Raw genomic sequence first — 13,765 nt, 5'->3', positions numbered from 1 at the left:
AAATATTTTTAAGCACCAATTAGCGATTTATAATCTTCACTTGAAAGCAATTCCTCAATTTCTGAAGGAGTAGAAAACCTAACTTTTACCATCCAGCCCTTTCCGTAAGGATCGGCATTTACTGTTTCTGGAACGGATTCTAAGTTGTCATTAAATTCGATTATTTCACCTGAAAGTGGAAGAAATAAATCCGAGACTGTTTTAACTGCTTCAACTGTTCCAAAAACGGCATCTTTTTCAAGGGTTTGGTCTAACGTTTCCACTTCAACATATACAATATCTCCTAATTCTTTTTGGGCAAAATCAGTAATTCCAATAGTTGCAATTTCACCATCAATACTAATCCATTCGTGGTCTTTAGTGTATTTTAATTCTGAAGGAATATTCATTTTCTTAATTTTAGTTTTTAAATTATTTAATTACAAAGGTATCATTTCGTGAGTTATTTTAAAAATATTTCAACTTAATTTCCGAAATTATATCTTATAGTAAATCCTCCTCTAATATTTGTCATCGGAAATGACGTTGATATTACTGCTTTTGAGAACGAATGGTCATAATAGAAAATAGCGGTTAGATTTTTGCTCAAAGAATAATCAGCTGTTAATTTTGCTGACCAAATGTTCTGCCCTCCAGCCAATTGATTGTTATTGTAATCTAAATATCTAACAATAGTTTGGTTGTTTCTATAAGAAAAATCAGCTTTTATATTAATGTCCCCTTTGATTACTCCTGTTGGATTATCTGCAAATTTAGAGGTAAAAGCTACGTCTTTAAAACGATATCCCATCCCAACTACATATTCAATTCCTTGAACTTCAGTCAACAAATTATTATCAAAACTCATTGATAATGCACGATCTTTTTTCATTTCTGCTAAAAATTTCATTGCGTTTTTCAATTCAAAATCAATTCTGATTAATGGATTAAATTGTTCTACTAAATTGATATTTGCAATAATGGTTTTATTTAGAAAATTTCCTCCCGCATCCAATCCATTCGGGTTTAAGTTATATGCTAAATTTGACCTAAATGAATTGATTGTATATGACGCTCGGTAACTGTGCTGCATAGAAAATCTTTTGAAATTTTCTTTAAAGAAAGTATATTTCATTAAGCCACTATATTTTGCAGTCCAGTTTGGTATTGGAAAATCTCTAAAAGCAGAAAGTGAAACCCCAGATGCAGCTTGTCCAATTTTATCACTTATTAAACCCGTATAAGCTGCAAGGAAAGAAGGCAATAAAACTGCCTGACTGTTTTTTCCAAATCCTACAGGATATCCTTCAAGATCCAATGGATAAGTTGTAGAATTATAATATTGCTGTGCCAAACGATTTGCAACTATAATTCTGTTTCCTCTAAAGTCATTAAATGCTGATGATTCATTGATGTCACTATTTCTAAAAGCGGTTTTTAGCATAACTGTAGAAATTGCAAAATTTCCAGTACTATAGGGCGATCTTGAATTGTATAGTCCCGCAGAGACATCAAATTGCTCCGAGAAATTGTCTGCATAGCTTCTGTCAGCGGTTAAATCTATTTTGAAATCTGGAAACAAATCCATATTTGCCGTAAGGTTCAATGTTTTATTTGTCACTTGCGTAAAATTCTGATTGAATTGAGGGTAATTCGTCAACCAACCATTTTTCGCTGCTTCATAACGAACGTCGTCTTGCGAACCAAAAACAAATCCTAAAGTTGGTTTTGAAGTCCCCAAGAATCCTAATCCTGGTAAATATCCTGGCAAGGCAGTTCCTCTATTTTCTGTGTAATTAATTTGTATGTTTTTAACGCTTGTTAAAACCCCTCTTAGTCCTTCTATGAACACATTGTCTTGAGATGTGTTTTGCTGTACCTGCGTATTTACAACTTTCTGACCTGGTTTTGGAGCAACTTTTGGAGTGATTTGAGGCGCTCTTTTAATTTGTTTTGACAATCCGATATACTTGTAAAAAGCATCCATATTTAGAGCCGTATTCAGTTTTTGAGAGGCGGAATTTTGAATAGTATTTCCTAAATTATAAAAAGTTCCGTCGGTAGCTTCAACAGAAGATAAAGCTGCAGATGCTTTTTGCCAACTATAATTTCCTACATATGAATAGGTGGATTTTACAAAACCAAACAATGGAATTTTGTTTATTGGCAAATCATAATTAACTGTCAATTGTTGTGTATGCTGATTTGGATCGCCAACATTCCAATAATTATCCCAAATTGTTATGTTATTATTCGGAACATTATTTTCGTTTAAATAGTTTTTTACAATATTATTTGAAGACGCCGTGAAATTTAATTTCAAAGCCTTTGTCAAATTATAATTGAATCCATATTGATAATTAAACAGGAAATTTCGCCTGTATAATGGGTCTAATCCAATTCCAGCTACTTCAACTTGACGGAATTCTTGCCGATTATATTGTCTGATAATGTTTGAACTAAACGAAATGTTAGTTGGTAAATAATTAAAATTAAAGTCACTCAACAATTTCCAATAATCACTTTTCTTGAAAACCTTAACTTTCTTGAAAGGTTCAAAAGGCTTTGGTTGAAATGTATAGGCGTAATCAACAGTTGTGTTGACTTGTTTGTCCAAATAACTTTCAATTTCAAAATCGTGTCGCTTCACTTCGTTATAAGAATAGGATAAAGTTAAATTTTCAAGGTCATAAACATGTGGCTTTTGTTTTTCGCCTCTTTCTTTCTTTACGCCTATGAAATTGATACTTCTACGTTTTGTATAATCTATTGCCCTGTCTCTAATATTATCTTTTTCAGCTTGATTTGCTGTAATATCAATAAGTTGTTGCAGTTTAATATCCTGATTAAATGGGTCGTAGAGTGGCGTAATAATTTCTTCACCTACAGCATAATTGAAAGGCAAATTGATTCCCCATTTTTTAGGCAATAATTTACCAATGCTCAAATTAGAGACAAAATTATATTGAAAGATATCTTCGCGACTTCTTTCATTTGGTCCTTGTTCTAAGGAACCAAAACCTGCAGTACTTCGCTTTCCAGTAGCAGAAACTGTAGCCAAATCAGCAAAATTAGTATCTAAATTCACCACAGAGGCCATTCCTCCTTTATTATCCATTCCGGACAATCTAAGTTCGTTAAACCATACTTCACCGCGAATATTAGTGGTTGTAGATTTGTTTTTTATACCCACCATTAAAGTCCGTACCAATCCAAAATTAGGATTTCCTCGAATTCCTAATCTCAATTTACCTCTACTTGTATTGGTTGTTAGAGAAGGATCTAAAACATTATCATCTATATATCGAATTCCGTTTGCATCTTCTGGGGGAGCACTACCGCTCATTGCTAAAATTTTCAATTGTGTTAAAAGTGATAATGGTAAATTTATATTATTTACTTCTGGCCAAATGTCTTCAGCAGTTGATGCTCCTTCAGCAGTTACTTTTAAAGGAATTTCTATTTGATAAAAGTTTTGTGTGAAGTCATTTCCAAATCGTATAAATCCAACCATCTGATCGTTTTGAAGTGGTGTTGGGTCAGAAGGAGCGGGAAGTGCTTCGGCATGTAGAAACATTTTTAGATTATTATATTGACGCATGTCTACATTTATATTTTTAAATACCGCTCTGGAATCTCCTGGTAGTAATCCAGCCCCGCCCGCTCTCATTGCTAATGCTTGTTCATTTTGATTGATTACAGAATTGTTATTATACAGTTGCTCCCTAACAACTCCGGGAGGCGACACGTAACGAATTGGACTTCTATTTCCATTTTCTTGAATATTTACTGCCAATACATCTAAATCTGGATTACCAGTAGATTGAATTGGATAAAGAGAATTTAATGTATTGGTATAGCGTCTCCATTCTCCTCTTACTAAATCTAATGCACCGAAACGCACCGTTAAATTGTCATTGAAACCAGTCATAAACATTCGCATATAGCCAATAGATCTGAAATCAGAAATTCCTCCAATAGCATTTTCAGGTTGAGAAACTGGAATTTTAAATTGAATCCATCTTGCCTTAGTAGGGTTGGCACCTGCTGGTAAATTGGCTGCATCTGTTTCTCTAATATCGGTTACATATCGATCTGCTCCAATTGTCATATTTTTGTGTAAAAAAATACTATATTCAAAATAGGCATTGATGGTGTTCATTGTATTGTCGCGGTTGATGTCCTCAACGTCTGGAAGAGTAGAAGCGCCTCTATTAGTATCTGTGACATCAACAGGGGAATTTCCTTGAGTTCCGTTATAATTTTTATAGCGCTCACGAACCGATCCTTCTGCAGCCAAATAATATACATAATCATCGGATGAAGGATCTTGATTTCCAGAAAAAGTAGGGAATTTAATAGCTTCTTCAGAATTATTTAAACCATCTAACCCAATATCTTGATTCGCTCTATTCGCAGCATTGGTATCAAATGCGTAAATCAATGATTGTGATGCCGGGACATTTCCCCAAATAGGCTGTGGGGTTACCAATATTTGATCTGGTCCAAGTCCATTTTCAAATTGTTTTCTACCATCTTTTAAAACATCTTCAGATATAGAACCAAGGTTAAAATATATTTTTCCCGTGTTAGTTATTGACGTTTCGCTAGCTACATTACCTGGGTCAAAATAAGGGTCTAAAATCCAAAATTGTAAATATTCAACATTACTTTGTTCAAAATTAGTAGAATTCAAGGAACGCATAATGCCCCCAAAATTTTCTTGTGGATTTGGTAATACATTGGTAGTTGCTGCAGCAGGATTATAATTATACGACCCTCTTTCCTTTGGGTAATAAGATAAATCTAATGTATTTACCACCTGGGTTTGCCCAATAGCAATATCGGTCGCGGGGTATAATTCCTCACTATAAATTCGTCTTGTTGAATTTAAGGATATGTCTTGAATAGAAATCCCACCGGGTCTGGCTGCATAAAATATTGGGTCTATGCTGTACCATGATAATTTTGCTCTTTTATAACCATAACTTAAGTCTGTTGCAGTTCCATTAAAATTGTATGGACTTGTAAGTGACTTTTCTGGAGTAGATGACAAGCTCCATGAATAGGGCGCTCGCATATCAATTGATGTTTGTGAACCCTCAAAATCATCAACATAAATGGTAGATTCTCCTTGAAATTGGTCTGCTTGAGGAGTATCGGGTTTTAAGAAAGCTATTTCGCCTCTGAAAGATAGATTTGAGGGAACATCGGTATCTACATTGGGCAATTTATTTACTAATCTTGTAAAAAAAGGAACTTCGGTAGAAAAATTAGTGTTGAATCCAAAAATAGTATTGTTCACCGATTCTTTTCCGTAACTCGATTTTTGAGTAAACGGTTTTTCTGTCATTTTTAAAAATGTAGCTCCTACCAAAAACTTTTCTGATATTTTATGTTCTACATTGAAACCCATAAATCTTCGGGTTTGTTGACCAAAAACAGCATTATTTTCTAAAGAAACATTAATTGGAGTATTGGATGCTTGAAGCGATGCATCTAAAATCTGAACACGTCCCATTTGATAATTAACCGTATAATCTACCCCTTCTACTAAAACACGTCCGCCTGCAGTAACAACAACAGAGCCTTTAGGTACATTGAAAGCACCTATTGAGATTCCTTCGCCACCAGATGATTTGAATTTTCCTTTTAATTGAAATTTATTTTTATCGCTCTCTTGCAAAGCAGTCGCTTGAGATTGACGATACAAATTCCGGTAAACATATTTTTTTTGATTGGCATTATAGTCTAAAATACTATTTGGATCTCCATTATAATTTCTATTATTATCATCTCTTAACTTCTCAAATAAATGTTTTCCAAAAGGTTCAACTGTTGTAAATATAATTCTACCATTTTGAGAATCTACAGTAATTCCTGGAATAAAATCAAAAAATCCATCACCTCCTACTTGTGGATCATTATTGTAGTTTAATTTATCAACATTAAAAACCTTTAACAAAGGAGTAGAAGTTACTAAATCAAGGGGTTGAGGTAGTGGCGAAACTAAATTAATATAATTTAGTGGCGATGGGTCTGTATAAAGAATGTTAAATTTAAAATCCGTTTGTTGCAATTGAAAACCATTTGGAATTTGATAAATATTTTTCATCATCAAGTTCCAAATAGGTCTAGTAACATGGGTTGTTGGATTTTCAACGCTAGTCAAGTTACTTTTCAACATCTTCAAAATTAAGCTTTGAGTTGTAATCGTTGTTGGTTGAGTTGTTCCAGTTGTAACACCCCCTACTTCAGTTGCTTGAACCCCATCTGAACCAAATTCCCCAACTTGATAAACTACGTCACCAATTGTATATTGGAAGGCAACTGCCAAAACTTCATCGTTTGCTAATTTTTGTTGCAAAGAAATGTATCCCAATTGTGGATGAAATGTAAATTCTGAAGCATTTAATTTTCTTGCATTTTCCAATTTAGAATAATCTTGACCTTCACTAACCGTGATGCCGTTAAATCCTGAACTTGCAGTTACAATTTCTCTAATATTTCCATTTAAAAACCCTCCATTGCCAATTAAAGCTGGGTTATATTTATTATTTCTATTGTCAGAAGGTGAGTTGGTTGAGCTAATAAAAAATCCTGTAGATGGATTTACAACTACAATTTCATTATCATTTAACCCTGTCAACTGGGATTCTCCTAAATCCTGAAGCGCAACAATATTCCTTAAATTATTATTGGTAGTTGTAACCCGATTTTGTCGGTTTGTAATCCAGACTTCAACGCGTGTAATTTGAACCCTGCTATCCACATAAGGATAATTTTTTAGTGATGAATCGTATTTATTTCTGAAATATTGTGACAAGAAAAAGTGACGATCAGCATCATAATCCAATGCAAATAATTCAAAATTCTGAATGGTCCCTCCACCTTGGGAAGTAACCGATTTTGTTTGTGATTTCTGCTCAGAAAAAACTCCTGTAACTGTCGTTTTACCAAATTGAAGTTGTGCTTTTACGCCAAATAAACTTTGAGCACCCCGAATTAAAGAAGTATTCAAAGGCATACTAACATTTCCAACTTCTATTTTTTGGATAATATCATCTTCATTGGCATTCAAATCGTGGTTGTATTCCAATTTGATAAGATTTTGAAATGCAAATGTAGATTGAGTATCGTAATTGGCATTGACACTCAATCTTGTTCCCACTTTCCCCATTAAACTCATACTTATCCGTTGATTAAAATCAAAAGTAGTACTTGATCTATTTCTTGGAGAAAAGGAAGGATTGTCTTGTTTTGTATAGCGAACACCCAAATCCATTTCTACTGAACCCGTTGGTTTTACATCAATTGTATTGCCTCCAAAAATGGTTTCAAAAAAACTATTGTTTAAATAATATCTTGGTAATAAATCCTTTTTAGCAGCTTCACTTCCTTCTTTTTTTCCATCAATTGCATCTAATTTTTTTCTAAAATAAGTACGCATCGATTCCTTCAAAACCATCGCTCTGTATTCCTTTGGAGTTAGAATTACTGGATAATTAATTGAAAACCCGCTAACAGAACTTGTAAAAACGTATCGGTCTGTCAATGGATCATAAACGTATAAATTAACAACACTAGGTGGATTTGGAATCCCTATGTGACCAGTTGAATAACCCATTTTAGTCGAATCTTGAACAACATCATTAACTTGGGCTTGAAGTGTAAAATCAGAAAGTAAAACAAGTAAAAAAATACTTATTTTAAGGAAGAAATTTCTGTTTTTTTTGTGAAGTGTTTTCAAGTATTATAAATTTTTTAAGGCTAATTTTATGATGTTTTCCACTGTGGCATCAGGATTTTCTTTAACGATTCTTTCCACCACTCGCTCGGCAGATTTTCTAATGAAACCCAAAACTTCCAAAGCAGATAACGCCTCATCTTTATTTGTATTGCTTTGACTCATAGAAACTTCGTCTAAATCATACAATTTTAACACTTTATCTTTTAAATCCAATATAGCTCTTTGTGCTGTTTTACTACCAATTCCTTTAATAGACTGAATTGTAACTACATCTGCAGAAGCAATAGCGTGTATAATTTGTTTTGGTTCTAATGACGACAACATTGTTCGAGCAATACTTGCGCCTATTCCCGAAACAGAAAGTAACATTTTAAAAATTTCGCGCTCCGATTTTTCTACAAATCCAAAAAGCGTATGCGAATCCTCTTTAATCTGAAGATAGGTAAACAATTTTATAGAATCCGAAGCAGGAAGTAAAGAATACGTATGCAAAGAAATATTGACATGATATCCCACTCCATTGCAATCAATAATGACTTCTGTAGGTGTTTTTTCTACTAATTTTCCTTGTAAATGTGCTATCATTTTTATTTAGTAATTTTCAAATATAAGAAAAATCTTCAATTGAAAATATTCTTAATCATTATATAAATGGTGTTTTATGGAAACAAATTATTTTGTTTTATTTCTTTTGTCTTTTTCCTGCGCATCAACAACGGCAACGGCAACCATATTCACCATTTCTTCGACACTAGCACCCAATTGAAATATGTGAACCGGCTTGTCCATTCCCAACATTATCGGACCTATAGAATCTACTTTGTACAATTCTTTTAATAACTTATAAGTAATATTTGCCGATTCTAAATTGGGGAAAATTAAGGTATTCACTTTTTTTCCCGCCAATTTTGAGAATGGAAATTTATCTTTTAACATTTCTGGATTCAATGCAAAATCGGCTTGAAGTTCTCCGTCAACTTGTAATTCAGGATAATTTTCATGCAAAAACTTAACTGCCGTCCTAACTTTACTCGCACTTTCATTTGTTGAAGAACCAAAATTAGAATAAGAAATCATTGCAATTATTGGCTCCAAGCCAAACATACGAACTGTTTTTGCAGTCATTAAAGCAATTTTTGCTAAATCTTCCGCAGGTGGATTTGGATTTATCGCAGTATCTGATAAAAACATAGGGCCTCGATTGGTCATCATCATATTGGTGGTTGCCACCAATGATATTCCTGGAGCTTTATCAATTAATTGCAAAATTGGTTTTACAACCGATGGATAACTTCGAGAATATCCAGAAACCATTGCGTCTGCTTCGCCTTCATTGACCATCATTGCTGCAAAATAATTACGTTCTCGCATCCATTTTTGAGCGTCTAAAAGTGAAATTCCCCGTCGTTGTCTCGATTTCCAAAAAATTTCAGCATAATGATTTCTTCTTTTATCCTCGCATTTTGTTTTTGGGTCAAATATTGGAACATCGGCATCAAACCCAATTTCTGCTTTTAATTCTAATATAATTTCTTTATTTCCCAATAAAATTGGAAAAGCAATTTTATCTTCATAGGCAATTTGAGCTGCTTTCAAAACATCAAGATGATCAGCTTCCGCAAATACAACTCGTTTTGGTTCTGTTTTCGCTCTATTTGCCAAAAGGCGCACCATTTTATTATCAGAACCCAATCGATCTAATAATTCCTCTTCATATTTTTGCCAATCCAAAATGGGATGCAACGCAACTCCCGATTCCATTGCAGCCCTCGCAACTGCTGGCGCAACCGTAGAAATCAGTCGTGGGTCAAATGGCTTTGGAATAATATAATCCCGCCCAAAAATTAATTTAGTTTCGCCATAAGCAATATTCACTTGCTCTGGAACCGATTCTTTAGCTAATGCCGCCAATGCTTTCACAGCGGCCATTTTCATAGCTTCATTAATTTTTGTTGCTCGAACATCTAAAGCACCTCTAAAAATATAAGGAAATCCAAGTACATTGTTCACTTGATTTGGATGATCTGATCGACCAGTTGCCATTATTATATCTTTTCGTGTGGCAATTGCAACATCATAATCAATCTCTGGAACTGGATTTGCCATTGCAAAAACAATCGGGTCTTTTGCCATTCCAAGCAACATATCTGGCGATAAAATATTACCCGCAGAAAGTCCTAAGAAAACATCTGCCCCCAAAAGAGCGTCTTTTAAATTCGTATTTTTTAATCCTTTTGAGTATCTTTTTTGTAAATCTGACAAGTCAGTTCTGTCACTTGACAAAACTCCATCTTTATCAAACATGATGATTTTATCTGGATTTACACCCAATAATACATATAAATTTGCACATGCTAAAGCTGCTGAACCTGCACCAGATATAACAATTTTTATATTTGAAATTTTCTTCTTTGCTAATTCTAATGCATTCAATAAAGCTGCCGAAGAAATAATTGCAGTTCCATGTTGGTCGTCATGCATTACAGGAATATTCAACTCTTCAACCAAGCGTCTTTCTATCTCAAATGATTCTGGAGCTTTAATATCTTCAAGGTTTATCCCTCCAAAAGTAGGTGCGATATTTTTTACAGTTGTAATAAAAGCTTCGATATCTTTGGTATCCACTTCAATATCAAAAACATCAATATCAGCGAATATTTTAAACAACAATGCCTTTCCTTCCATCACTGGTTTTGAAGCTTCTGGACCAATGTCACCAAGTCCTAAAACAGCGGTTCCATTAGTAATTACGGCTACTAAATTACCTTTAGCAGTATATTTATAAACGTTATTTATGTCTTTTGCAATTTCTAAACACGGTTCCGCAACTCCGGGAGAATACGCCAATGACAAATCTCTTTGAGTAGCATATTTTTTGGTTGGAACCACTTGAATTTTCCCAGGTGTTGGTTTGGCGTGGTATAATAACGCTTCTCTTCTTTTATTTTGATTGTCCATTAAAGTGAATATTTTTCTCGACAAAGATAAAAGACTTGTTCAAAATACATTTAATTTATTGAATTCTTTTGTAAAAATTGTGGTGATGTTTGAACAACTTAACTTTAAAACACAACTATTTAAAATGTAAATTTATTACTTATAATTTGCTTCCAGTTATATAAGAATCTAAATATTCTATAGTTTGTTTTTGAGTTTCGATTATATATTTAACAACATCTCCAATAGATATAATACCAATTACGACACCATTTTCGAAAACGGGTAAATGTCTAATTCTTTTTGTAGTCATTAATTCCATACAATACTCTATTTTATCCGATGGCTTTAAAGTAATAACTTCGGATTCCATTATTTCATAAACGAAAGTGTCTTTTGAAGATTTGTTTTTCAAAACTATTTTCCGAGCATAGTCGCGTTCTGAAAAAATTCCCTTTAAACTATTATCTTCAATAATTAAAATTGCACCGATATTTTTATTGCCCATCACTTTCAATGCTTCAAAAACAGTTACATTGGGAAGTATTGAGTAAACTTCACTTCCTTTTAATTTTAAAATTTGGTTTACTGTCATGATATAAAATTTAAATTCCTTATAAATTTATGTTAAAACACAATACAAATGAAAAAAACTAAGGAAAATTATTTCAAAAATTCAATATTTCTTTTTAATCCTTCATATTTTGTGCGTTTTACTGCTGAATTTTTGAAAACTACTTTGAATGTTTCTTCTGTGATTTCTTCCCAATCTTTTTTTGACATGGAAAGCAACTCAGGATTTGGATTGAATAAAGGTTCTTTATGTGGTTTTGAAAATTTGTTCCAAGGGCAAACATCTTGACAAATATCACAACCGAAAGCCCAATCATCGAATTTTCCTTTCATTTCTATAGGAATATTTTCTTTGAGTTCGATGGTGAAATAGGAAATACATTTGCTTCCGTCAACGATATAGGGCGCTACGATTGCCTCTGTTGGACATGCATCAATACAAGCCGTGCAGGTTCCGCAGTGGTCTGTTGTTGCATAATCGTATTCTAATTCTAAATCGATTATGAGTTCTGCGATAAAATAAAACGAACCAACTTGCTGCGTCAATAAATTACTATTTTTGCCAATCCAACCCAAGCCACTTTTGGCAGCCCAAGCTTTATCGAGAATGGGTGCGGAATCTACAAAAGCACGCCCAGAAACTTCCCCGATAGTTGATTGAATGGAAAAAAGTAATTCATTGAGTTTTTCTTTGATTACGAAATGATAATCTTGTCCGTAAGCGTATTTAGAAATTTTATAGCTTTCAGAATTTTGTATTTCTGAGGGATAATAATTCAACAATAAGGAAACGACACTTTTGGCATCATCAACTAGTAAAGTTGGATTGAGGCGTTTGTCGAAATTATTTTCCATGTAGGACATTTGTCCGTGTTGGTTTTTGTTCAACCAATTTTCTAATCGTGGTGCTTCTTGTTCTAAAAAACCTGCTTTGGATATTCCACAAGACAAAAACCCGAGGCGCTTGGCTTCGGATTTTATCAATGCAGAATAATTTAAGATTTTAGATTTCAGATTTCAGATTATTGCATTATTAACCCTGTCTTTTATTGTTTTCATTGAGCTCACAAAGATTGCAGTTAACTCATTACCCTCTTTCCAAATAATATCAATTTCTGATTTATTAATCCATTGTTTTTCAAGAATAATTTCTAACCAAAACAAGGTTTCATCGGATTCTTCTATTACTATTGACATTTTAGCAATAAATTCTCTATCGCTTCTCGCTCTGCATACCGCTCTATAATTTGCGCCAACAGAAGTGCCACTCCTTACAATCTGATTAGAAACTGCTTTACCTGAAATTGTATTTGGCAACTTTTCGACAAGATCTAAAATTGTAATTGAATAATTTTTAGTTCTATTCTTTAATTGGTTTGCATCCATAATTCTGAAATCTAAAATCTGAAATCATAATTCTTAAATTAAAAAAGACCTCCTTGTATGTTGCCTTTGATTCTGCCTAAATGTGTGTATGCTTTTTCGGTAACTTCGCGACCTCGTGGCGTTCTCATTATAAAGCCTTCTTGGATTAAAAAGGGTTCGTAAACTTCTTCAATGGTTTCGCTGCTTTCAGAAACGGCTGTTGCCAATGTTGATAAACCAACAGGTCCTCCTTTGAATTTATCAATTATGGTGGTTAGGATTTTGTTGTCCATTTCGTCCAAACCGTGGGCATCAACATGCAACGCTTTTAGCGAATATCGTGCAATTTCAATATCGATTTTTCCATTTCCTTTTATTTGTGCAAAATCACGAACACGTCTCAATAGTGCATTTGCAATTCTTGGTGTTCCCCTGCTTCTTCCTGCAATTTCAATCGCAGCTTCCATAGTGATTGGCATTTTTATGATGGCTGAACTTCGCTCAACAATTGTCGTTAAAAGTTCGGTTGTGTAATATTGTAATCGGCTTTGGATTCCGAAACGAGCGCGCATCGGGGCGGTTAACAATCCGGAACGTGTTGTGGCGCCAACTAATGTAAAAGGATTTAAATTGATTTGAACCGAACGGGCATTGGGTCCCGATTCAATCATAATATCAATTTTAAAATCTTCCATTGCTGAATATAAATACTCTTCAACTATTGGACTCAAACGGTGAATTTCATCAATAAATAGAACATCTCTTTCATCGAGATTGGTCAATAATCCTGCTAAGTCTCCGGGTTTGTCAAGAACAGGTCCCGAAGTAATTTTTATTCCCACACCCAATTCATTGGCTAAAATATTTGCCAAAGTAGTTTTTCCTAATCCCGGTGGCCCGTGAAAAAGTGTATGGTCTAAAGCTTCGTTTCTTTGATTTGCAGCTTCAACAAAAACTTTTAGGTTTTCCAATATTTGATCTTGACCCGCAAAATCATCAAATGTAAGCGGCCTTAATCTTTTTTCGAGATCAAGTTCTTCAGGATTTAAATTTTCATTTGTAGGGTCTAAGTTTTCATTCATATTACAAATATAGGAAAGTTATACCGTTTATGTATTCAATATAGTCCAATAAAAATTGAACTATTTGAATATTATAACG

Annotated in this window: 8 protein-coding genes; all 8 read right to left on the bottom strand. The window is 33.8% G+C overall.

The window, feature by feature from the left end; genetic code table 11:
* Nucleotides 1–8: 8 nt before the first annotated feature.
* Nucleotides 9–389: a glycine cleavage system protein GcvH gene (gene gcvH / locus AC9UEH_RS06935; protein WP_509530036.1), complete on the bottom strand. Its 381-nt coding sequence runs from the start codon at nucleotides 387–389 to the stop codon at nucleotides 9–11.
* A 74-nt stretch (nucleotides 390–463) separates the two neighbouring features.
* Entirely contained in the window at nucleotides 464–7,729 is a 7,266-nt protein-coding gene (gene sov / locus AC9UEH_RS06930) for a T9SS outer membrane translocon Sov/SprA (protein ID WP_509530033.1), read from the bottom strand.
* 3 nt (nucleotides 7,730–7,732) lie between these two features.
* Nucleotides 7,733–8,314: a Holliday junction branch migration protein RuvA gene (ruvA, locus tag AC9UEH_RS06925; RefSeq protein WP_509530030.1), complete on the bottom strand. Its 582-nt coding sequence runs from the start codon at nucleotides 8,312–8,314 to the stop codon at nucleotides 7,733–7,735.
* Between the two features lie 87 nt (nucleotides 8,315–8,401).
* Nucleotides 8,402–10,687: an NADP-dependent malic enzyme gene (locus AC9UEH_RS06920; protein WP_509530027.1), complete on the bottom strand. Its 2,286-nt coding sequence runs from the start codon at nucleotides 10,685–10,687 to the stop codon at nucleotides 8,402–8,404.
* Nucleotides 10,688–10,826: 139 nt separating this feature from the next.
* On the bottom strand, nucleotides 10,827–11,261 hold the full coding sequence (locus AC9UEH_RS06915) for a CBS domain-containing protein (protein WP_509530024.1): 435 nt from the start codon (nucleotides 11,259–11,261) through the stop codon (nucleotides 10,827–10,829).
* 68 nt (nucleotides 11,262–11,329) lie between these two features.
* Complete coding sequence (gene queG / locus AC9UEH_RS06910; RefSeq protein ID WP_509530021.1) at nucleotides 11,330–12,223, bottom strand: tRNA epoxyqueuosine(34) reductase QueG; 894 nt, start codon at nucleotides 12,221–12,223, stop codon at nucleotides 11,330–11,332.
* Nucleotides 12,224–12,256: 33 nt separating this feature from the next.
* Nucleotides 12,257–12,625, bottom strand: a complete 369-nt coding sequence (locus tag AC9UEH_RS06905) for a four helix bundle protein (RefSeq protein ID WP_509530018.1) — start codon at nucleotides 12,623–12,625, stop codon at nucleotides 12,257–12,259.
* A 38-nt stretch (nucleotides 12,626–12,663) separates the two neighbouring features.
* The gene (gene ruvB / locus AC9UEH_RS06900; protein WP_509530015.1) at nucleotides 12,664–13,686 is read right to left on the bottom strand and encodes a Holliday junction branch migration DNA helicase RuvB; all 1,023 of its coding nucleotides are present in this window, start codon (nucleotides 13,684–13,686) and stop codon (nucleotides 12,664–12,666) included.
* Between the last annotated feature and the right edge of the window lie 79 nt (nucleotides 13,687–13,765).

The organism is Flavobacterium sp. (genome assembly GCF_040402835.1).
Taxonomy (GTDB): Bacteria; Bacteroidota; Bacteroidia; order Flavobacteriales; family Flavobacteriaceae; genus Flavobacterium.
The sequence above is the reverse complement of the archived record's forward strand: the minus strand, read 5'-3'. Positions and strand labels throughout refer to the sequence as shown.